General features: G+C 46.8%; 19 protein-coding genes and 2 pseudogenes. 16 read left to right on the forward strand and 5 right to left on the reverse strand.

Annotated elements, in window-relative coordinates:
• Positions 1–189 precede the first annotated feature (189 nt).
• From KNO76_RS13170 to KNO76_RS13215, 10 genes are all read left to right on the forward strand, one after another.
• Positions 190–684 (forward strand): DUF3939 domain-containing protein, encoded by a 495-nt coding sequence (locus KNO76_RS13170; protein ID WP_251128013.1) that lies wholly within the window; start codon positions 190–192, stop codon positions 682–684.
• Positions 685–809: 125 nt separating this feature from the next.
• Positions 810–2,375, forward strand: a complete 1,566-nt coding sequence (locus KNO76_RS13175) for a BCCT family transporter (RefSeq protein ID WP_214885883.1) — start codon at positions 810–812, stop codon at positions 2,373–2,375.
• A gap of 102 nt (positions 2,376–2,477) precedes the next feature.
• Positions 2,478–3,155, forward strand: coding sequence for a hypothetical protein (locus tag KNO76_RS13180; protein ID WP_214885884.1), 678 nt, complete (start codon positions 2,478–2,480; stop codon positions 3,153–3,155).
• A gap of 56 nt (positions 3,156–3,211) precedes the next feature.
• Positions 3,212–5,470, forward strand: a complete 2,259-nt coding sequence (locus KNO76_RS13185) for an AAA family ATPase (protein WP_214885885.1) — start codon at positions 3,212–3,214, stop codon at positions 5,468–5,470.
• Between the two features lie 31 nt (positions 5,471–5,501).
• Positions 5,502–5,918 carry an acyl-CoA thioesterase gene (locus tag KNO76_RS13190; RefSeq protein WP_214885886.1) on the forward strand — a complete coding sequence of 139 codons (417 nt, stop codon included), beginning with the start codon at positions 5,502–5,504 and terminating at the stop codon, positions 5,916–5,918.
• A gap of 78 nt (positions 5,919–5,996) precedes the next feature.
• On the forward strand, positions 5,997–6,869 hold the full coding sequence (locus tag KNO76_RS13195) for a M15 family metallopeptidase (RefSeq protein ID WP_214885887.1): 873 nt from the start codon (positions 5,997–5,999) through the stop codon (positions 6,867–6,869).
• Between the two features lie 23 nt (positions 6,870–6,892).
• Positions 6,893–7,483 (forward strand): glycerol-3-phosphate 1-O-acyltransferase PlsY, encoded by a 591-nt coding sequence (gene plsY, locus KNO76_RS13200; RefSeq protein WP_214885899.1) that lies wholly within the window; start codon positions 6,893–6,895, stop codon positions 7,481–7,483.
• A gap of 192 nt (positions 7,484–7,675) precedes the next feature.
• Positions 7,676–8,446, forward strand: coding sequence for a DeoR/GlpR family DNA-binding transcription regulator (locus KNO76_RS13205; RefSeq protein WP_214698809.1), 771 nt, complete (start codon positions 7,676–7,678; stop codon positions 8,444–8,446).
• A 13-nt stretch (positions 8,447–8,459) separates the two neighbouring features.
• Positions 8,460–9,113, forward strand: a complete 654-nt coding sequence (locus KNO76_RS13210) for a copper homeostasis protein CutC (protein ID WP_026825871.1) — start codon at positions 8,460–8,462, stop codon at positions 9,111–9,113.
• A gap of 73 nt (positions 9,114–9,186) precedes the next feature.
• Positions 9,187–9,831, forward strand: coding sequence for a DUF975 family protein (locus KNO76_RS13215; RefSeq protein ID WP_214885888.1), 645 nt, complete (start codon positions 9,187–9,189; stop codon positions 9,829–9,831).
• A gap of 70 nt (positions 9,832–9,901) precedes the next feature.
• Here KNO76_RS13215 and KNO76_RS13220 read toward each other — a convergent pair.
• From KNO76_RS13220 to KNO76_RS13230, 3 genes and pseudogenes are all read right to left on the reverse strand, one after another.
• Positions 9,902–10,078, reverse strand: a pseudogene (locus KNO76_RS13220) (DUF2188 domain-containing protein); the annotation flags it as partial.
• Positions 10,079–10,123: 45 nt separating this feature from the next.
• Positions 10,124–10,996: an NAD(P)-dependent oxidoreductase gene (locus KNO76_RS13225; RefSeq protein WP_026825873.1), complete on the reverse strand. Its 873-nt coding sequence runs from the start codon at positions 10,994–10,996 to the stop codon at positions 10,124–10,126.
• Positions 10,993–12,723 (reverse strand): ABC transporter ATP-binding protein, encoded by a 1,731-nt coding sequence (locus KNO76_RS13230; protein WP_214885889.1) that lies wholly within the window; start codon positions 12,721–12,723, stop codon positions 10,993–10,995. The genes KNO76_RS13225 and KNO76_RS13230 overlap by 4 nt, the downstream gene beginning before the upstream one ends.
• A 109-nt stretch (positions 12,724–12,832) precedes the next feature.
• Between KNO76_RS13230 and KNO76_RS13235 the strand changes: the two genes are divergently transcribed.
• From KNO76_RS13235 to tnpB, 6 genes and pseudogenes are all read left to right on the forward strand, one after another.
• Positions 12,833–13,939 (forward strand): exonuclease SbcCD subunit D, encoded by a 1,107-nt coding sequence (locus KNO76_RS13235; protein ID WP_214885901.1) that lies wholly within the window; start codon positions 12,833–12,835, stop codon positions 13,937–13,939.
• Entirely contained in the window at positions 13,936–16,944 is a 3,009-nt protein-coding gene (locus KNO76_RS13240; protein WP_214885891.1) for an AAA family ATPase, read from the forward strand. Before KNO76_RS13235 ends, KNO76_RS13240 begins: the two co-directional genes overlap by 4 nt.
• A gap of 14 nt (positions 16,945–16,958) precedes the next feature.
• Positions 16,959–17,732 (forward strand): AAC(3) family N-acetyltransferase, encoded by a 774-nt coding sequence (locus tag KNO76_RS13245; RefSeq protein WP_214702834.1) that lies wholly within the window; start codon positions 16,959–16,961, stop codon positions 17,730–17,732.
• 29 nt (positions 17,733–17,761) lie between these two features.
• Positions 17,762–18,649 (forward strand): alpha/beta hydrolase, encoded by an 888-nt coding sequence (locus tag KNO76_RS13250; RefSeq protein ID WP_214885893.1) that lies wholly within the window; start codon positions 17,762–17,764, stop codon positions 18,647–18,649.
• Between the two features lie 69 nt (positions 18,650–18,718).
• Entirely contained in the window at positions 18,719–19,567 is an 849-nt protein-coding gene (locus KNO76_RS13255) for a sulfite exporter TauE/SafE family protein (protein ID WP_214885895.1), read from the forward strand.
• Positions 19,568–19,802: 235 nt separating this feature from the next.
• Positions 19,803–20,885: pseudogene (tnpB, locus tag KNO76_RS13260) on the forward strand (IS200/IS605 family element RNA-guided endonuclease TnpB).
• Between the two features lie 117 nt (positions 20,886–21,002).
• On the opposite strand, the gene KNO76_RS13265 reads toward tnpB, so the two are convergent.
• Both KNO76_RS13265 and KNO76_RS13270 read right to left on the reverse strand, forming a co-directional pair.
• Positions 21,003–21,200 carry a hypothetical protein gene (locus tag KNO76_RS13265; protein WP_026825879.1) on the reverse strand — a complete coding sequence of 66 codons (198 nt, stop codon included), beginning with the start codon at positions 21,198–21,200 and terminating at the stop codon, positions 21,003–21,005.
• A gap of 63 nt (positions 21,201–21,263) precedes the next feature.
• Positions 21,264–21,794, reverse strand: coding sequence for a biotin transporter BioY (locus tag KNO76_RS13270; protein ID WP_026825880.1), 531 nt, complete (start codon positions 21,792–21,794; stop codon positions 21,264–21,266).
• Positions 21,795–22,011 lie beyond the last annotated feature (217 nt).

The following is a 22,011-nucleotide window of genomic DNA, read 5'->3' on the forward strand; positions in this document are numbered from 1 at the left end:
CCAAGTCGCGATGCGGCTCCGGGATTGCCTGCGGAAAGCGTGGGCGCCGGAAAGGCGAGCGATATGATTCATGTTAGTCAACAGCCTGCACCTTCCTTTGAAAAAAGGAAGGTTTTTTTCATGAATATGCGATTTTATGGTGAAAGTTTTAATGGAATCGGGAACAGGAAGAGAGGGAGGGGTATGCACATGGATCGAGATGAAAAAGTTGGAAAAAGTTGGTGGAAGCGGCTGATGCAACAAAAAGAAGTGGAGCCTGATCACGAGATTGATATCACGCTCTCTGAATTACGGCAAGCGATTCACGAATATGAACAAGCGTTGCCAAAAGGGGTAAATCGCACCGTCCTGTTGGATGACACGCAAGAAATCGACACGAAGCGATTGAAACATCATTTATCCGGAACTCCGAAACAACGCTTTTATATGTCAAAAGAAACATTTCATATCGTGCCTGAAGAAGAACGAGACGTCATATACGAGATGGATCAGGTGCAACGTGCCCTCGATCTGTATATGGATCAAGAAAAAAAATTACCGCTACGAAAATTTCAAGATTCATTACAACTAGATTTATCGCGATTAAGAGAAGGTGGTTATTTAAAAACGTTACCAAAACGACCGTACTACGTGGTGGACGAAACATTGATTGTCTCACTAGAACCTAAAGAGTCTACCTCTTGACAAGACACCTATATGTTTTGCGGTAAATGACACATTTAATGACAGATGGGGTTGTTACTTGTTTAAAAAGTATGTTAGGGTGGAAAACGTATATGAAAATAGAAAATTAAATAGGAGTGATTTTTATGGAACGGAAAAGCCGTGTGACGACCGTGTTCGTCGTATCTGCAATCATAACAGGCTTATTCACAATCTGGGGACTCTTCCCCGAGAGTGTCATTGGAAATGCGAGTCTACTCAATATAACGAGCACACTTCAAGGCTGGCTCTCAAACGGGATGGGTTGGTTCTATCTTTTGAGTGCGACAGGATTCCTGCTCGTTGCTATCTTTTTAATCTTTTCACGGTATGGCTCGATTCGTCTTGGGAAAGACTCGGACCGTCCCGAGTTTAGTTATTTGTCGTGGTTCGCGATGCTGTTTAGTGCCGGAATGGGGATTGGCCTCATCTTCTGGGGAGCAGCAGAGCCGTTACTTCATTTCCACTCACCACCATTCTCATCATTGACGCCTGAAGGAGACGCAAGGATAGCAATGCGTTATGCCTTTTTCCACTGGGGATTCCACCCATGGGCGATTTATGCGATGATTGCACTCGCCATCGCCTACTCGACGTTTAGAAAAGGACGTCCGGCGACGATTGGGGAAACGATCGGTTCGCTCGTCCACAATCGTTATGAAAAACCTGTGAAACAGACAGTCGATATCCTTGCAGTCATTGCGACAGCGTTCGGGGTAGCGACATCACTTGGTTTTGGTGCTCAACAGATTGCCGGGGGCCTTCATTACCTCCTCCCTGGGGTACCGAACGCATTCGTGACACAGTTGATCATCATCGCCGTCGTAACGGTTCTTTATATGATCAGCGCCTCAACAGGTCTCGACAAAGGAATTCGGATTTTAAGTAACACAAACATCTTCCTCGCCATCGTCTTACTCGTTGCAACGATGTTTGCCGGACCGACGGCGTTCATTTTCGACTTGTTTACGCAAACTGTCGGCACTTATTTGCAACAACTACCGGGTATGAGTTTCCGTACCGCCGCGTTTGAGCCGATTGAACGAGAATGGATCAACGGTTGGACAATCTTCTATTGGGCATGGTGGATCTCTTGGTCACCATTCGTCGGAACATTCATTGCGCGCGTTTCGAAAGGACGTACGATTCGTGAATTCATCATCGGAATCTTACTTGTCCCGACATCGTTTGGGCTCATCTGGTTCTCTGTCTTTGGTGGTTCAGCGATTTGGGCTGACTTGTTCGGTGGATACAACTTGATTGGTCAAGTAAACGAAATCGGTACAGAAATCGGACTTTTCGCACTGTTTGACACGTTCGGTGGATTTGGAACGGTACTGAGTATTGTCGCCGTCTTCTTGATTTCGACATTCTTTATCACATCTGCGGACTCTGCAACTTATGTATTAGGAATGCTCACATCGAATGGTAAGCTCGTTCCTCCAATGCGTATTAAAATGACGTGGGGTATCATTCAATCTTCAATCGCGGCCGTACTGCTTTATTCAGGAGGCCTTGCCGCCTTACAAGCTGTAGCGATTCTTGCGGCATTCCCATTCGTTTTCGTACTCATCTTTATGATCGTCGCCTTGTTCAAAGATTTGGCCGATGAACCAGATGAGCGAGACAAATGGCTCGAAATGCAAAAGAAAGACGAAGATAAATTAGGTTAAACCAGTTAGGGTCTCTATGGAGGCCCTTTTTTAGTTAAAAATATTTTGCTTGTCTTCTTCGCTAGTGTAGGATAGTAAGTGAAGAAACGAGGAGGATAGGCTATGAAACAACAGATGAAAAAACGGTTGAGCTGGGTGATATTGGCCGGCATCCTCATTGTCGGGGCGTTACTCGCTTATAATTTTTACGTTCTCTTTAATTTAAATGGTGAAGAGAAAGAACAGGTCGAACCTTTTTACTCAAATGTCGTGATCGGATACCAAGAGCGTAAACTTCCGAAAGAAGGAGAAAAACTCGAAGAACGGGAATATCTTGTCACATATGACGATGACGGACATTTTGTCTCTGAAGTCGTTACAGGTCCGAATGTCGGTGCAAAAGCAGAATGGGACGGAGAGACGTACTTGGAGTTTAACCCGGATGGGGAAGAAGTTCTACGCCAAGAAACGAATTCAGGAGCAGTCGCGCCACACCCGTTCTTGTCACGTGCCACGAACGAACAGATTCGTAAATGGCTTGATGATGGTACTCTTGGTTCAAGTGAAGGAGAGACGAATTTTGTTGGACGTACTGCACAAGCTTACGTGAAGTCCGAAACAGCTGAAGCGGTTCCGAAAGAATGGATTGAAAATTATCCATCGATTTTCAGTGAGGAAGAAAATAAAGAAACAGTCACATATTATGTCGATGCGAACGAACGAATTTTGCTCGCGGCAGAATCGCGGAATAACGGGAAGTTATTCCATTCGATTCGGATGACATCTTTTGAATCAAGATAATCCGATGGGGAGCAGACATGATGTCGGCTCCCTTGTCGTCTGAAAGGGAGAACAGGATGAAACAAATTCAAGTAGAACAAGTTCAAACGGATTTGGCGAACTGGGAAGCGGGCGAAAAAATCAATGAAGCAGCATTGTTATCCTATGCACATTGGTCTCGAGCGACTCAGCATCAAGAAGAATTGATTCGTTCGTTGACCTTACTCGCAACGAATCGGCTCGAACAAAGGGAGTCGATGGACCCGTTACTAAACCGTTGGGTAAAAGAGTTGGAGTCGATGAATGCGTTACCCAATGAGTTGCGTCTATTTCAATTGAATGAGCTGTTGCGCCGTTCGAAGCAGGCACTTCAAATCGATTGGCCGACACTACGAGAAGCAGATTATGCATCGATGAAGGTACAAATTTTGACAGAGTACGAGTCTAAAACATCAGCACTACTCGACCAACTCGACCAACTCCATGATGAAGTGGAGACTGCAAAATCAGATTTGCGTGATTCCGAATGGCGAGGTCAGCTCGAGAAATTGTTTGAGGCAATTATCGAGGCAATGCAAGAAGTCGCGTCTCTCGAAGATGATACGGCGTCCTTGCTTGCATCGATGCAAGGGAACTATTTCAGTCGGGAAGCGTTTCGTCGGTTCGGGGAACGTGTGGGATTCGTTAAGGAGCGACTGGACACAATTTGCAATCTGTTACCGGAACGTCAGAGCGAGACTCGGTCGAGTGCAATTGAATCACTCGAGGAGATGATTGGACTCGAGAACATTAAAGAGCGGGTGAAGGCGTGGTATCGCTTCCTTCTCTTCCAAAAAGAACGAGAGAAAGCAGGCTTCTCCTCCAAGCATCAGCCTTCCCTCCACCTCGTTTTCACAGGAAACCCAGGAACCGGCAAGACGACACTTGCAAGGCTTATGGCAGAAATCTATTTCGAGCTCGGTTTGCTCGGTCGTCCAGATCTCGTTGAGGCGGATCGCTCGAGCCTTGTCGGGGCATATGTCGGTCAAACAGAGGAACAAGTGATGAATAAGGTGAAGGAGGCAGAAGGTGGCGTCTTGTTCATTGATGAGGCGTATGCGTTAAAGCGTCAAGATGCGAGTGGAAGCGATTATGGACAAGCAGCCATCGATACACTTGTCGCAGCAATGACGAGTGGTGAATATGCCGGGAAGTTTGTCGTCATCCTTGCCGGTTATCCAGAGGAGATGCGCCATTTCTTACTCGCGAACCCGGGCTTGCGTTCAAGATTCCCTGAATCGAATCATTATGAGTTACCGAACTATCGTGACGAAGAACTGGTCGCCATCGGAGAAAAAGTGGCGCAAGAGAACAATTACGTATTGACCGAAGATGCAAAACGTACGCTACTCTCTCGAATTGACCGGGAACGAGTCGATTTGACATTCGGGAACGCCAGAACCGTCCATAACATTTTACTTGATGCGATGTTTAAAAAAGGCTCACGGTTTGGAGCAGATGCCCCTCTAGACGAAATGGCCCTATTGACGGAAGAAGACTTCGAACAGCCGATGGATGAATCGTCTCCGACTTCTTTAGATGACCTTGTCGGTATGGAGGAAGCGAAAACGCAGTTGGCAGAGATTGAAGCGCTCGTAAAGATTCAGAAGAAGCGAAAGGCGCTCGGTTTGAAGGCTGCACCCGTCCAACTCCATATGACGCTTACAGGAAATAGTGGAACTGGGAAGACGACCTTTGCGTACTTGTATGCACAGATGTTGAAACGCACAGGATACTTGAAGCGGGGACATGTTAATGTCGTCAGTCGAGCCGACTTGGTCAGTGGCTATGTAGGACAGACAGCTCAAAAAACAAAAGAAGCAATCCGTGACGCACTTGGTGGCGTATTACTCATTGACGAAGCGTATAGCTTGAATGGGGGAGTGAACGACTACGGTCGGGAGGCGATTGATACGCTTGTTGATGAGATGCCTAAACATGGTGAGAACCTTGTCGTCGTCCTTGCGGGATATGAGGGGCCGATGCGCAGGTTGATCGAATCGAATCCAGGGCTGAGCAGTCGGATGAAACGCACGATCCATTTCGCTGACTATTCACAAAGTCAATTGGTGAAGATTGCTATAAATTATGCGAATCAGTTCGGATACGTGATAGACGATGAAGCGGTTGAAGCATTGGCGACTCGATTGGGAGAAATTAAGCACGCGAATGCACGAACTGCTCTTTCCGTCATTGATGAGTCGATTGCGCGTCAATCGTATCGTATCGTTTCGAATGGAGAGGAAGAAGCGTCTCTTCAACAGTTATTAGTAGTAGATATTAAGAGTAAGTTATAATATACTGGCGGTAGGAAAGAAGGATGATTCAATGCATACGATTCAAATTCCAGTAAGATATCAAGAAACGGACATGATGGGAATCGTCTATCATGCCAACTATTTGGTTTATTTAGAGATTGCGCGTACTGAATTGTTACGACAACTTGGGGTCGAATACAAAGATATGGAAGAGGCGGGATTTGTTTCACCCGTGACGAACGTTACTGTCGATTATAAACGGAGCGTGACATTCGGTGATACGGTCCATGTCCGCGTATGGGTTGATCAGTATTCGAAAGTCAGAACGATTTATGGGTATGAGTTGACGAACCAACAAGGCGAACTTGTCGGTAAGGCAACGACTACACATGTGGTCGTCAAACGAGGTGATTTTAAACCGATTCGCCTCGATCGTGAATTTCCAAAATGGCATGAGATGTACATGAACGTCATGAATCCTGTCTAAGAATCTTCTGTCTTCGTACCGTCAGTGTGGTATCATATCTTGACGGTACTTTTTGATATTTAGAAAGGGGAAGATCGCATGCGTTATCCATCATTCCTGATGGTTTGCGGCGCCTTGACGTTTACATTGGTCGGTTGTACGACAAACGAGCAAGTTGAACCGAAAGAACCAACGACACAGTCACCAACAATAGATGAATCACAGACAGCACCAAACTCAGATCGTGAAGACGATGTGGATACGGAGTCACCTACTGACGAAGAGTCGACAGATGATAAACCAGAAGTCGACGGACAGCCAACTGAACCGGCTCCATCTACAGAGACGGAACCAACGATACCTGCCCAACCGATTGAGATAGACGGTGTGGCAAACTTGGAATTAGATGAATTAATTCTTGTGAATAAACAGATTGCATTACCGGCAAATTATCAGCCCGCCGATTTAGTTGAAGCGAATATTGATTTTGTTGATTCGACGGTCGGTGAGCGCCGGATGTTGCGTAAAGGGGCAGCAGTGGCGATTGAACGTTTGATGAAAGATGCGAAAACGGAAGGGATTGACTTAAAGGGGACAAGCGCATTTCGTTCTTACGCCTATCAAGTGAATCTATTCAATGCTTACGTCGAACGCGATGGAAAAGAACAAGCCATGAAGTATTCCGCTCCTCCAGGTCATTCTGAGCATCAGACTGGCCTTGCAATCGATGTATCGAGTGCATCTGTGAACTATCAACTCACTCAAAACCTTGGCGAAACGGTTGAAGGGAAATGGTTAGCGGACCACGCCCATGAATATGGCTTTATCATCCGCTATCAACGAGCGTTTGAGGAAGAAACAGGGTATATGTACGAGCCGTGGCACTTACGCTTTATCGGTATGGAACATGCCAAACAAGTGCATACTTTAAATAAACCATACGATCATTATATTCAGGAATTTATGAAGTAAGGGGAATTGCGATGCCATATGTGATAGAAATCATGATTATACTTTTAAGCTATTTACTCGGGGCGATTCCGTTCGCACTCATCATCGGCAAGATTGGCTACCGAGTAGATGTACGTGAACACGGAAGTGGCAACTTAGGGACGACAAATACGTTTCGAGTCCTTGGAAAGAAAGCCGGTATCCTTGTTTTGCTCGGAGACATGGGGAAAGGATTCGTAGCGGCGCTGTTACCACTTTTATTTGGTAGTGAGATGAGTTTGCTCCTAGCTGGGATTCCTGCGGTCATTGGGCACTCTTATCCGATTTTTGCGAAATTCAAAGGTGGTAAATCAGTCGCAACGAGTGGTGGAGTTCTCCTAGCGGCATTCCCGTGGTTCTTCTTTGTCGTTGTCGGTACGTTTATTGTGACACTTCTCATCTCTCGAATGGTGTCCCTCTCTTCCATGGCTGCAGCGGCGGTCGGACTCGTGACGGCAACGACGTATAGCTTATTGACGAAAGATTGGTTACCGTTAATCGTTATCGTGCCACTGGCATTATTTATCATCATCAAACATCGTACCAATTGGCAACGTATACGAGCGGGGAAAGAACCGAAAGTTCCACTCTTTTAAAAAAAGCCTAAGTTTTGATTCATACAGGCGCGTCTATTGAGGACGTGCCTTTTGTTGTGTATTGTTGTTGATTTACATAAAAAAGAAACAAAATCATGTTGGATTTGCTCGTTCTTTACTTTCACTTTACGTTAAATTTACATCCGTTCGTTACAGTAGAAAAGGAATGATTTTAGTGGAGGAGGCAGGGATGTGTCTTTAATCGGTGAAGAGCGTAAACAAAAAATTGTCGAATGGGTTGAACGGGAAGGCAAAGTGAAAACGAGTGAGTTGATTGAACGTTTGAACGTTTCTGGGGAATCGATTCGACGTTATTTAGAAGAGTTAGAGAAAGAGCATCGAATTAAACGCGTATATGGGGGTGCGGTCCTTCATCAAAGTATGTCCTTTCAGCCCATTGTCATTGCAAACATGGATGGAATTCGCCGCATCGCCTATACAGCATTTCAGTTAATTCCAGATGATACATTATTATATATCGGGCACGGAGTCGCGGCCGAACAAGTGGCATCCCGGTTGCGTGGACGCAATGTGACAGTCGTTACCCCATCTTTGACGGTGGCGAAAGCGCTATTTGAACAGCGAGCAAAAGGTGTGCTCGGTGGCGAGATTCAGTTATTAGGTGGTACAATCGACCCGAAACATCTCGTGACGACCGGTGAACAAGTTCTCGCGCAACTCCAAACGTATATGTTTGACCTTGCGGTTATGTCTGTCGAAGGGGTTGATGCATCGCTCGGTTTGACTTGTGATGCCTTCGGACTCACTAGTATCACCCAGGCAGTGATGTCTCAGAGTCGCGAGACGTACTTATTGACAGATCATACTCAATTAAACCAACAAAAACGGTATCGGGTTTGTGATTTTTCAAAGGTGACGGCCATCATCTCTGACTTTCCGGAGCCACAAGAATTTAAAGGCGTCTTAGCTGAACATGGTGTGGACTGGAAGTTCGCGCCTTAAAAGGAGAGATTACATGAAAATAGAAGTGATTGTCACGACACTATCAGAAGCCATTCAGGCAGAGCACCTTGGGGCAGACCGACTCGAACTCATTGCTGATATGGGAAATGGGGGGATCACCCCTAGCTTTGGAACGATTCGAAATGTTGTCGAACACGTATCGATTCCCGTACATGTCATGATTCGACCTCATACACGTTCGTTTCATTATAACGAAGACGATGTTGAAACGATGCTTGCAGATATCGGTCTATGCCGCGAACTCGGAGTGGATGGGATTGTGTTCGGTGCATTGACAAAGGACGGAGCGATTGATGAGCGAATCTTAGGTGAGGTTATCAAACATAAAGGGGAGATGACGCTCACCTTCCATCGTGCTTTCGATGCATCTCGTGATGTGTTTGAATCAATCGAGGTACTGAATGAATATCCCGAAGTGGACATTTTGTTAACATCCGGTGGTGCAAATACTGCAATCGAAGGAATTGAAGTGTTGAATCGGCTTAAAGAACAGGCGGGAATGACGATATTGCCAGGTTCCGGCATTACGTTTAAGACAATGCCTTCTCTACAAGAGCGACTCGTTGTAGATATGGTACATATCGGGAACGGCGTGCGAACAGATGGACAGTTCGATGAATCGAAATTCAAACAACTACGAGGATAACACGATGGCAGAAAACAGTCGAAAGACTGTTTTTTTGCTATAATGAAAGAAAATAATAAGTGTAGGTGAAGTCATGCAATCTTCTGTTTACAAACAATACGCTCTTCGAATGCTCTCTGGGAAATGGGGTGTGTCTTTACTCGTTGTGTTGACCGTCATGGTCATTCAGGCGATGATTACGACACGTCTCGACCTCTCGACGAACAATCCCGAAGTCCTCATGAGCTCGGTTGCACTCCTGTACGGGGCGACGGTCTTGCTTGCGCCGATAGAGCTCGGAAAGAACTGGGTTTTTCTTCAGGTAGCCAAAGATGAAAAGCCAAGTTTTGGTCTATTGATTGAATCGTTCGGTTCGGTCAAAGAGTACGGGCGAGCCGTGTCGTACTATGCCGTATTCTATCTGGGACTCAATGTGCTGATGTTGTTCCTCATCGTGCCGGGAGTCTGGTTTTATTTGACGTATCGTATCGTCCCATTCATCCTACGGGACGAACCGAATCTATCTGCATTTCAGGCGATGCGAAAGAGTCGCCAGATCATGAATGGAAATAAACGGACGATGCTGAAGTTGTTCGCAAGCTTCATCGGGTGGTATGCGCTCGTTCTTCTCACAGGAGGACTAGCATATATCTTCGTCACTCCGTATCTACAGACGACTATTTCTGGCCTCTATTTAGAGATGAAAGCATCCTATCAAGCAAAACAACCGGTCGGGTAATCCGACCGGTTGTTTACGTTCAATGCTGATCTGTCTTTTTAGGATTGGGGGCATCTTCAAAATCATGTTTTTCCTCTTCCGAAGCATCCGCATGCCACTTCTTCGCTTGTTCAGTGGCAATTGGTATTGCTTTAGTTTCGGAATAGCCTTGCGCGAGCAATGCATTCGCGATATCAATGGCTTTCTTTTTTACGAGTGGGTCGAAGTTTTTCAGTGATTCTGGATAATCTTTCATGTTCCATGGCACGAAAATCGCCTCCTTCATTCCTACTAATTCCACAAATGCTTGGTTTCAAACTTCTTGATGGATGTAGTAATCGATGAGTGCTTGGGTACCGTTCTCTCCGTAACCATTCTCCTCGAGGATATTATAGAGTCGGTGGGCAAGCTCGAGTCCCGGCAATTTCAAGTGAAGATCATTTGCACTCTCGATGGCGAGGGTCATATCTTTGATAAAGTGTTTAATAAAGAAACCAGGAGCGTAATCTTCAACAATCATGCGGGGAACAAGATTCTCGAGCGTCCAGCTTCCGGCTGCTCCTCCACGGATCGTACGGATGAGTGCTTCTGGGTCAAGACCTGCCTGCTTACTGAACGCCAGCATTTCTGCGTTCCCCATCATGATTCCAGCGATGGCAATTTGGTTGGCGAGTTTAGCGTATTGACCGCTTCCGGCATATCCCATCCGTTCGATTGCTTGCCCCATCGCTTCAAATAATGGCTTTGCTTTGTTGAAGGCAAACTCACCACCGCCGACTAGAATGGAAAGTGTTCCATTTTTGGCCCCGACGTCCCCGCCTGTGACCGGCGCATCGAGAGGGAGAAGACCCCGGTCGATGGCAGTTTCTGCGATTCGTTCAGCGAGCTTTGGCGACGAAGTTGTCATGTCAATCAATATTGTACCCGGTTCGGCTGAGTCGAGAATATTCCCATCTCCAAAATAGATGGACTCGACATCTGACGGATAACCGACGATTGTGATGACGGCATCGGCGCCTTCGCAGACGTCTTGTATCGATTCGCACCATGTCACACCCTCGTCGAGGAGATCTACCGCTCTTTCTTTCGTACGTGTATAGGCCTGCACGTCAAATCCATGTTTCATCAAATTTCGTACCATCGATTGTCCCATGACCCCTAATCCGATAAAACCAATTGTCTTCACGTTGATTGTCCCCCTAGTAATTGTTGTGAAACGAGTCGCTTATAAAGTTCGTTCTCATTTAAGAGTTGTTCATGTTGCCCGATTCCGCTAATACGACCGTCTTCTAAGACGACGATTTGGTCAGCGTGTCTGACTGTTGATAGACGATGGGCAATTACAAGTGTAGTTCGTCCGACCATGAGACGGTCGAGGGCTTCTTGAACGACACGCTCAGATTCTGAATCAAGACTTGATGTTGCTTCATCGAGCAATAGAATTTGCGGATTACGTAACAACGCCCGCGCAATCGCGAGACGTTGTCGTTGCCCACCAGACAATCGAATACCTCGCTCTCCAATTTCTGTATCGAGCTGTTTAGGCATCGCCTCAATAAATGACCACGCATTCGCCATCTCGCACGCCTTTCTGATTTCTTCATCGCTTACATCCTGTTTAAGTCCATAAATAATGTTTGTTCTTACGGAACCGGAAAGGACTGGAGAGTCTTGTGCGACATAACCAATGATTTGACGCCACATATCACGTCCGTATGACTGAATCTCACGTTTTCCATATCGTATCGTACCTCCTGTAGGTAAATAGAATTGTTCAACGAGGGAAAAGAGAGTCGTTTTTCCGGCACCGCTGCGTCCCACGATGGCGGTCGTCGCTCCAGGCGAAACGTGAAGGGTCAATCCTTGAATCACCGGTTCCGTACCATAGTGGAATGCTACATTTTCAAATGAAAGTTCGGCTTGCTCGATCAGTTCTTCACGCGCGCTATACGGTTCAGGACTGACATCAAGCAATTCAGCGATTCGTTCAGTAGCACCACGCGCCTTTTGGAGTCTCGTCAGAAATTCACTCATTGTGATAAGTGGCGTGATGATTTGGAACAAATACAACATAAACGCGAGCAGTTCGCCTGTCGATAATGCTCCGGTCGATACACGATAAGCGCCGAAACCAAGAATGGTAATCAACATCCCGGTCAATGTGACATTAAGGAGCGGGATAAGAATTGCTTGAATGCGCCCTTCCTTTACTCCATAGTCGAACAGTGTTTCGATTTTGGCTCTACCAGTTTGCACTTCAGTCTGTTCCGTTGCCTGTGATTTCACGAGTCGGATTTCACCGAGCAATTCGGCAAAGAATCCGGAAAGATTTCCAAGTTCTTGTTGTGTCTCTTTCGCAATGATTCGAAGTTTACGACCGAGCGGAATGACGATGATTAGTGTAGTTGGCACTGAGAACAGGATGACGAGTGTCATTTGCCAATCAAGTGTGAACAGTATGGCGACAGCACCGACGACCGAGACGAGAGAGGTCAATAGGCGTACGCTTTGCTCGGATAATAGCTGCTGAAGCGTTGTCGTATCATTGTTTAATCGGGAAACGAGTTCACCCGACTTGATTCCATCGTAGAAAGGAACGGGCAATTTAACAAGATGGGTCCACAATGTCGTCCGCAAATTGGCGACAACACGTTGACCGACAATATGTAGCCAGTAAATCGAAACAGCGCTCGTGATGACTTGAATGAAAAAAACGATGATGAAGTACGCAATCCACTCGGGCGTCAACAGGTCGCTACTCCAACGGTCGACCACGCGTTGCAGAATAAGTGGAATGACCAGTGATGCAGCTGCTTGTAGGAGCGAAATAAGAATGGCACCGACAAACAATCCTTTCGGAGGATTCGCAATTTTAAAGAGTTGAAAAAAAGTTTGCCATGTAGATGATTTCATTTTTGGAACATCCTCCTCTCCTCTTACTTTCGCTGTTTCAAAAACGGGTGTCAAGACGTCGAATCGAACGATTGAGTCATGCTAGAATAAGAAGGAGAGGTGATAGGTGATGAAATGGATTCATACGGCCGATTGGCATCTAGGAAAGATTGTCCACGGCCGTCATATGACACAAGATCAACGGAATATTTTATTCCATTCGTTTTTGAACATCGTTGACGAGGAACAACCGAATGCAATCATCATCGCAGGTGATTTATATGACCGTGCCGTCCCACCGGTCGAAGCTGTCGATCTACTTGATGAAATGTGGCGGGAGCTCGTATTGAAGCGGGAAATTCCGGTTGTCGCTATCGCGGGAAACCACGATTCGGCAGAACGTCTTGAGTATAGTTCTAAGCTGTTAAGACAGGTGGGACTTCATATCGTCGGTAAACTAAAACCAGATGAAGGTCCTCTTGAAGTCGCCGGGGTTCCGTTTTATCCAATCCCGTTCCTCGAACCAGCTCGAGTGCGTCACGTTCTTGGCATCGATACGATTCGTACGCATCATGACGCATTACAGGCAGTCATTGAAGCGTACGGAGTAATCGACAAAAGGGCGGTGTCGGTCGGGCACAGCTTTGTGGCAGGTGGACTTGAGACGGATTCGGAACGACAATTATCGGTCGGTACCGCCGGGCAAGTCGCGAAAAGCTTGTATGATCCTTTTTCATATACAGCTCTAGGTCATCTACATAATCGTGAGGCGATTCAGGCGGAAGGAATCGCCTACAGTGGTTCCTTAATGAAATATTCATTCTCTGAGGTCAACCATGAAAAATCAGTCGATGTCTTGGAATGGGACGGGCAATGGAAGCGGCGACGCCGGACGTTGACACCAGAGCGAGATATGCGACAACTCACTGGAACACTGAATAAACTCCTTTCGCCATCTTTTTATCAAAAGCAACAAACGGATGACTACCTTAAAATTGTTTTAACTGATGATAAAGCGCTATTTGACCCAATGGCAAAACTGCGCACTGTATATCCAAATATTTTACATCTCGAATTGGAGCTGTTACGACGTCAGGAACAGACGTCCACGTTTGAACGAGAAGCTCTTGAACGGCAATCGGTTGAAGAAGTCTATTTGCAGTTCTTTGAAGCTGTACATGACCAGGGTGCTTCCGATGCCGTGAAACAAATGATTGAAGAAGGTGATGTCACATGAGACCGGTTGAGTTGAAGATTCAAGCATTCGGTCCGTATGCGGAACGCGAAGAAATTGACTTTACACAGTTGGTTGGTCGCTCGATGTTTGTAGTGAGCGGTCGGACGGGTGCTGGGAAGACAACAATTTTTGATGCGATGACATTCGCGCTCTATGGTCGGGCGAGCGGAGCACTTCGAAACGCGAGTGACTTTAGAAGCCAATATGCACAACCTGAAATGAGGACAGAGGTGGACTTTTCATTCACGATTCGTGGTGACCGCTATCGAATCGTACGACAACCTCAGCAACCCCATTCGAAAAACAAGACACCAATCCCACATGAAGCGGTGCTGTACGAGTGGGAAAATGGATGGAAACCGTTGGCGACAAAAGTAAATGAAGTTCAAGAACAAATCGAATCGATTTTACAACTATCGTATGAACAATTCAGTCAAATCTTATTGCTTCCTCAAAATCAATTTAGACAATTACTTGATTCGAACTCAAACGAGAAGCAACAAATTTTACAATCGATCTTCAAAACAGAGGCGTTTCGTGCCTTTCAAGAGAAATGGGCAGAGCGATATAGCGTTTACCGAAAACAAGTCGAATGGTCGGTCGAACGGACACGACTGAAGTTATTGGAACTCGAAGACGATTCGATTGAAGAAGTTTCGACGAAATCGATTGATGAGATTGAGCGATGGCAAAACGAACGGGAAGAAAGATTGATTGAAACATGTGATGCTGCTAGTAGCACAAAACAGATTCATGCAAAAACGCTCAATCAAGTTCGGAACGAGTTCGAAGAGGCAAAAACACTCATCAATCTGTTCGTGGAGCAAGAACAGACAAAGCAGGCACTTGAAGCTTTTTTAAGTGGAGAATCGCTTCGAAACGAGCGACGGGAACTGCTACAGAACTTAGAAGCCGCAGCGAGCATTCGGCCAGTCTTTGAACGTTTATTGGAAATGGAGCAGCAAGTTCACCGGCTGACCATGGAAGAGCAAAATTCCTCGACAAAACTTGAAAAGTTGAAAGCCACTCAATCGACTTTAATCGAACAGCAATCAGCTATTGAAGCGGACAAACAAGAAGTCATCACCCATCAAGAGCGAATTCGGTTAATTGATGAGATGATGCCCCGAATCAAAGAACGTACGTCTTATATGACGCTTCGAGATCGATTGGCGCAACGGGCGCATGGTTTGGCTGACTTTTCAAAAGAAGCTCGACTGCAAGAGCTTCAAGAGCAAGAACAACAATTAGTTGAGGGACTGAAGACCGAGCCTACCGAACGCGCGGTTGATGTTGAACGGCATGTGGACCGATTGATGCAATTGGTATCACTTGAAACAAAGGTGGAAGGGTTATCGAAGCAACTCGCCGAGTGTGAACGAACGGGTAAAGACATTCAGCGACAGTATGCGACCCAGCAGGACGTGGTGTCCACTTATAAACATCAGGAACGACTGATGTTAGCAAGACAACTTAGCGAATCGCTCGCAGATGGAGAACCGTGCCCGGTATGTGGTTCCCGTCATCATGAAACCCCACAGCACGAGGAGACATCTGTAAACGTTGCTGAGCAGAATGAAGCTTTAACGCGTCTCGAAGAACTGTCTACACTTTTGATTGAGGCGAGAGCGGACTATCGTTCGCTCCATCAACAACTCGAAATAATTCAAAGAGAATTTGACGAAGTGTCCAAAGGCGTAAGATTGGATAAATCGTTAACGGAAGAAGTCAAGAAATGGAGTGTTCATGCTGAGACGTTGCAACGTGATGAACGAATGCGTCAAGAGCATGAACGGACGTTACGTCAATTAACAGTCGAAATCAGACAGCTTGAGCAAGAGCGGCGTAATCAATTTGAGGAGCGTCAACGTGTCCTCTCCGAACTTGAAATGACCCAACAAAAGCTTCACGCTTTAGGTCAAGCAGAAGAAACAACGCTTGAAGCGTTACAATCAGAACGCATTGATCGACAAAATCGTTTAACGGGACTCATGAAAAAAGTAGAAAAGTATGAGCATGAGTTCGAAACTGGGAAAAAAGCAATGTGGAAAGAGGAAGAACGACTTTCTGTGACGCGTGAACAACTGAACGAGGCGAATAAACAGTATGGTGTGCAACAAGTGCTTTGGTTCAAACAATTAGATGCGACACATCTGACTCGTGAACGCTACGAAGAGCTCGCCAATCAAATCGATCAACGTACGATAATTCGTGAAGAACTGCAACGTGAAGAGGAAGAAGGGGTTCGACTTCGACACTATAAACAAATGATTGAAGAGAAACTCGGAAGTGTGGAGCGGCCAGACTTACAGTGGATCGAAACAAAAGTGAAGGAAGCCGCTGAATTGTATGAGCAAGCATCGGAACATTTGATCACCGCTCAGGACACCTTGTCTCGACATCGTCAAATCGTTTCAGAATGGAATGCCCTTCTTGAGGATACGGCGCTTGAAGAGAAGAAGTTAGAAACAATCAAGTTAATTGCGGATACCGGAAAAGGAATTAATCCGCAGAAAATGACGTTTGAGACATATGTACAAACAGCTTTCTTTGATCAGATTCTATATGCTGCAAACATTCACTTGGATCAAATGACAAGCGGGCAGTTCCGACTTGAACGTAAGGCAGAGACTGCGAAAGGAAATGCCAAATCCGGACTCGAGTTACTCGTTTTTGATGCGTACACCGGTCAATCAAGACGCGTCCAAAACCTTTCGGGAGGGGAAGGGTTCAAGGCGTCGCTCTCTCTCGCCCTCGGACTTGCGGAAGTAGTGCAACATTTGAGTGGGGGTGTCAGTCTCGAAACGATGCTCATCGATGAGGGATTTGGAACACTTGATGCCGAATCCCTTGACCAGGCGATTGAATTATTAATGTCTCTGCAGGCGACGGGTCGCCTCGTCGGGGTCATCAGTCACGTGCAAGAATTGAAAGATCGCGTCGATGCCCGTATCGAAGTGAAAAAATCTAGAAGCGGGTCATCGATCCAGCTGATTGTGGAGTGAAAGTTGTGAAACAGATGGTCACGAAATCAAGTATCATAGATAGTCTAAAAATAGCCGGTATTAAGCCGGGAGAGGCTTTGTTTGTCCACACGTCGCTTTCTAAACTCGGGTGGGTGTGTGGTGGTGCCCAGACTGTGATTGAGGCGTTGCAAGAAGTGGTAGGGCCAGCTGGACTGATTATGATGGCGACCCAAACCGGAGACAATTCAGATCCGGCTGAATGGGAAGCTCCCCCCGTCCCGGTTGAATGGTGGCAGACGATTCGTGCCGAAATGCCACCATATGAAAAGGGGAAGACAGCGACTCGTGGAATGGGACGTGTTCCGGAGCTCTTCCGAACACACCCGGACGTTTATCGCAGCTCCCACCCGATGTGGTCAGTCGCCGCATGGGGAAAAGATGCAGAAGAAATCGTTTCTGGTCACACGGTCGATGTCGGATTTGGTCCCGGCTCTCCAATCGAACGAATGATTGAGCGAGATGCACGTGTCCTTCATCTCGGCTCACCGCTCGATGCGACGACACTTTGGCACTATGCCGAGTACGGAATCGATGGACCGACAAAATCGTTTGGTTGTGCCGTCCTTGATCGCGATGAACGTGAATGGATTACGTTTGACCACATCGATGTAAACAGTGATCCATTTGGTGCGATAGGCGAAAATATTGTCAAACAAAAAGGTGTTCGAACGTTTACGATCAACGAAGCGACATGCTATCTGATTCCATCTAACACATGGGAACCGGTGCAACATGCTCTCGTCGCGCTTCGAAGTTGGTTGAGATAAATGAACGCAGAATCGAGGGGAAGAAACAGATGAGTCGTTGGATGAAAATATTGAGTATTTCTGTACTTGTCATCTTACTCGTTACCGGACTAGTGATTGGCGGGATTTCAGCACACATCGGCGATCAATTGACTTCGCCTGAGCGTGAAACTTTGACATACACGCCAAAGTCATTAGGGTTAAAGTACGAGAATGTTACGATTCAATCGGAAGAAGAGTATGATTTATATGGATGGTGGATTCCACATCCTACGCCGCGTGCGACAATTGTTTTCGCGCATGGGTATGGTAAGAATCGAGAACAGGAAGATCTGCCGCTTAAAGAATTGATTCCTGAATTTCATGAACAAGGATATCAATTCTTAACATTCGATTTTCGTGCATCGGGCATATCTGAAGGGGACCGTGTGACGGTTGGTGCCAAAGAACAATCGGATTTACAGGCAGCTATTAAGTATGTACAGGGCCGCTCAGAGGGACCCATTGTCCTGTATGGAATCTCAATGGGAGCGGCGACAGCACTTTCTACAGCTGATGATGTCGAAGTTGCGGCGGTTATCGCAGATAGTCCATTTAGTGATTTAAGGAACTATCTCGAGACGAATCTACCCGTGTGGAGCGATTTACCAAATGTTCCGTTCACGCCCGTCATCATGACTGTGACACCTTGGTTTACCGGTCTCGATGCCGATATTGTCTCTCCCATCCATGACATCAAATCAATTGATGCGCCGATCCTTTTAATTCATAGCGCGGGTGACGATGCAATCCCTGTCTCAGAAAGTGAAGAACTGGCTGCAGCTCAAGAGCAAGTCGAGCTCTGGGTGACCGATAACGACGGACACGTTGGATCTTATCGGTCATTCCAAACAGAATATCGTCAACAGATTTTCGATTTTTTAGAACGTTCATTATGAGCAAAGGGGCGCATTTGATGCCCCTTTTTGATATGATTGCAGACGAGACCAATGAAAGAAGGGTATAACATGGACTTTTTGCAGTTAATACAGTTTCTTTTGCTCGGGACGTTGATTGGAATCTTGAGCGGCTTCTTCGGAATCGGAGGCGGAATTTTACTGACACCACTACTCCTCGTTTTCGGGTATGAGGCGAGTGCGGCAATCGCCCTCAGTCTCATGTTGACACTCGGATCAACGACGGCAGGAACAATCTCGCACATTCGTTTGCGTAACGTGAACGTGCCGCATGCTTTATGGATTGGTGTATTTGGGATACTCGGTACATGGGTTGCGACGCCGTTCGTCTTTTATTTAGAAGGGGTAGACGGAGCGACGCTGATCATTTCTCTCGTTTACATTGCGTTACTTACGTACTTCGCGATTTCTTTCTTCCGCTCGAAACAGCACGTGGAAGGAAGTGTTGGTACGGGTTCCGTGCCACGCCTAGGAATCATCGGTGTCTTTGCCGGTTTTATTTCCTCATTGATGGGAGTGAGCGGGGGGTTCGTATTGACTCCGCTACAAGTCAAGTTACTCAATACTGAAATGAAACGTGCGGTAGGAACGAGTATTTCAGCGGCACTTCTTATCGTCATTTCCGGCGTGATTAGTTACGCCGTAGCTGGCGCAGAAACGAACTATTGGCATGGAATCGCCCTGATTGCTGGTGCCATGATTGGGTCACCGTTCGGAGCAAAACAGTTACAGCGGTTCAGTTCACAACATGTCAAAAAAGCACTCGGTGGATTTTATGTTACGGTCGCATTCAGCGTGGCGCTCAACCTGATAGGATGGAATACCGCATCACTCTCACTTCTTGTGTCATTGGCGCTCCTCTTCATCATTACGCTCATCATTCGACCACGAAAAAAATAAACCCCGTCTACGGACGGGGTTTTAACTGAATTTAGCGAGAGTTCTCCCACCTCTAAGCGTCTCGGGGCACAGCCGAGCGTAGGTGGGAGATGAATCGTCCGGTCCAAACATCTTTTCCCCTTGTGACAGATATGACGAACAAAAGTTCGTGATTCCGTCAGATTTTCCATCCCCCTTCGGCGGGTATCGGATGAGGAAGACACATCACGATCTTCTGGAGGGAGGAGGGACAGACATGCTGAAAGGCTACACATACCGGCTCCACCCGACGGCGACACAGGCCGAGTTCCTCACCAAGACGATTGGCTGCGCCCGGTTCATCTACAACAAGTTGCTCGAGGACCGCATCGCCATCCGCGAGGAGGCGAAGACGGGCAGCGGAACGAGACGGAAACCGGCGACACCCGCCTCCTACAAGCCCCTGTTCCCGTTCCTCGCCGAGGCGGACAGCCTCGCGCTCGCGAAGCTGAACCTCAACACCGCGTTCGCGAAGTTCTTCGCCGGGACGGGCGGCTTCCCGGCCTTCAAATCGAGACGACGGTCGCGCGCCTCCTACACGACGAACAACCAGCACGGTACGATCCGCATCGAGACGGGCAAGGTCCGTCTGCCGAAGGTCGGGTTCGTGCGGTTCACACAACATCGTCCGTTCGAGGGCGTCATCCGGTCGGCGACGGTCTCGATGACGAGGACGGGTAAGTTCTTCATCTCCATCCTCGTCAAACAGGACGATGAACCATGGATTCCAGCCAAGAATAAGGTCGGAATCGATCTCGGTCTGGGACATTTCGCCGTCATGACGAACGACTCGATGGTCTCGGAGAAAATCGAAAACCCACGTTTCCTTCGTAAATCCGAAGCGAAGGTCAAGAAGGCGCAACGGGCGCTGTCGCGAAAGAAGATCGGAAGCAAGAATCGTGAAAAAGCCAAATTACTTTTGGCTTAGAAACACGAAAAGATTGCCAATCAACGCAAGGACTTCCTTCACAAGCTGTCGAGACGGATCGTTGACGAGAACCAAGTCATCGTCGTGGAGACATTGAAGTCGAAGGACATGATGCAAAAGCATAAGCTCGCCAAGTCCATCGGGGATGTAAGTTGGTATGAGTTTGTCCGACAGTTGGAATACAAATGTACCTTCTACGGACGGAAGCTCATCAAGGCAGACCCATGGTACGCATCGACGCAGATCTGTTCTTCTTGTGGCGAGAAAGGTCAGAAGAAGACAATGGATGTCCGTGAATGGACGTGTGCCTGTGGCGCGCATCATGACCGTGACATCAACGCCAGCCTCAACCTATTGAGGCTTGCAAACTGAAACCCCTTCAGGGCAGGGACTGCCCGGCGAGCTTGGTCAACAACCGTGGCTGGTAAGAGCACGGTCTTCCCAAGAAGCTCCCCCTTCAATGTACGAAGCACATAAGTGGTGAGTAGTTCACCGTCTAGAAATATGATCAATGTTTTCTTGGATTTCACCGACTTTGCCTTTTGCCTCGCGGAGTCTGCGCTCAAAAGCTTCTGTGTCACGTTTCTCATGAGACGATTTGTCGACTCCTCGATGTTGTCCTTTATCAGAGCGTTTATAAAAGTGGGTCGCTTTCTGTAATCGTTTTTTAAACGTCGAATCGCTCATAAGGACACCCCCTTCCATATAAACAATATTCCACATAAGGAAACCAGCGAAACGTTCAAACCTTTAAGAAACGAGCGAACGTCGCACTTGGACATTTTCAGAAATCTTAATTGCCATAATTCCTGCGAGCACAGCCTTGATTGAATCTCCGAAAACAAATGGGATATTCACTTTGAGCGCATCAATGAATGACATGCCAAGCATGAATTCAAGACCGATGCTGCCGAGTAAATAGACGAGTCCTAGACCGAATAAGAAGTTGTAACCAATTAATCCAGGAATCGAGCGATGGCGTTCGCTGAACCAGCCAATCAGAAAAGCCGCAATAGGGAAGGCGATCAAATAACCGACTGTTGGACCGACGAATGGTGCGAGACCACCTTGACCGCTCAGTACCGGAAGTCCGATTAATCCTAGTAATAGATAAACTATCACTGCTAGTGAGCCTTTACGTGCCCCGAACACACCGGCGATTGTCATGATGGCAAGTGTTTGAAGCGTTATCGGAACCGGTCCGATCGGTATTTCAATAAATCCGACACTCGCGATGAGTGCAGCTCCAAAAGCGATTTGTGTCATGTCTTGAATCTTCATATGTAAACCTCCTTCAAGTTAACGTTAACATAATAAAAGTTAACATCTTAGGAAGAGGATAGCAAGAATTTTTTTGACAAGAATAAATTAGTAAAAATACACCAGAGATATTTGTCTCTGGTGTATTTTTTCAGCTTGTTGACGAACCAGGTCGCATCTTGCGACCTGGTTCGTCCTTTTTTGTGGTTCCCGGTTTCTTGAGGCGTTCTGCCCCCAT

This window comes from Exiguobacterium sp. s101, assembly GCF_018617835.1.
GTDB lineage: Bacteria > Bacillota > Bacilli > Exiguobacteriales > Exiguobacteriaceae > Exiguobacterium > Exiguobacterium marinum.

Coding starts and splice junctions, on each gene's coding strand:
- KNO76_RS13170 (WP_251128013.1), top strand. CDS start 190: ATGGATCGAGATGAAAAAGTTGGAAAAAGTTGGTGGAAGCGGCTGATG.
- KNO76_RS13175 (WP_214885883.1), top strand. CDS start 810: ATGGAACGGAAAAGCCGTGTGACGACCGTGTTCGTCGTATCTGCAATC.
- KNO76_RS13180 (WP_214885884.1), top strand. CDS start 2,478: ATGAAACAACAGATGAAAAAACGGTTGAGCTGGGTGATATTGGCCGGC.
- KNO76_RS13185 (WP_214885885.1), top strand. CDS start 3,212: ATGAAACAAATTCAAGTAGAACAAGTTCAAACGGATTTGGCGAACTGG.
- KNO76_RS13190 (WP_214885886.1), top strand. CDS start 5,502: ATGCATACGATTCAAATTCCAGTAAGATATCAAGAAACGGACATGATG.
- KNO76_RS13195 (WP_214885887.1), top strand. CDS start 5,997: ATGCGTTATCCATCATTCCTGATGGTTTGCGGCGCCTTGACGTTTACA.
- KNO76_RS13210 (WP_026825871.1), top strand. CDS start 8,460: ATGAAAATAGAAGTGATTGTCACGACACTATCAGAAGCCATTCAGGCA.
- KNO76_RS13215 (WP_214885888.1), top strand. CDS start 9,187: ATGCAATCTTCTGTTTACAAACAATACGCTCTTCGAATGCTCTCTGGG.
- KNO76_RS13230 (WP_214885889.1), bottom strand. CDS start 12,723: ATGAAATCATCTACATGGCAAACTTTTTTTCAACTCTTTAAAATTGCG.
- KNO76_RS13235 (WP_214885901.1), top strand. CDS start 12,833: ATGAAATGGATTCATACGGCCGATTGGCATCTAGGAAAGATTGTCCAC.
- KNO76_RS13240 (WP_214885891.1), top strand. CDS start 13,936: ATGAGACCGGTTGAGTTGAAGATTCAAGCATTCGGTCCGTATGCGGAA.
- KNO76_RS13245 (WP_214702834.1), top strand. CDS start 16,959: ATGGTCACGAAATCAAGTATCATAGATAGTCTAAAAATAGCCGGTATT.
- KNO76_RS13250 (WP_214885893.1), top strand. CDS start 17,762: ATGAGTCGTTGGATGAAAATATTGAGTATTTCTGTACTTGTCATCTTA.
- KNO76_RS13255 (WP_214885895.1), top strand. CDS start 18,719: ATGGACTTTTTGCAGTTAATACAGTTTCTTTTGCTCGGGACGTTGATT.
- KNO76_RS13265 (WP_026825879.1), bottom strand. CDS start 21,200: ATGAGCGATTCGACGTTTAAAAAACGATTACAGAAAGCGACCCACTTT.
- KNO76_RS13270 (WP_026825880.1), bottom strand. CDS start 21,794: ATGAAGATTCAAGACATGACACAAATCGCTTTTGGAGCTGCACTCATC.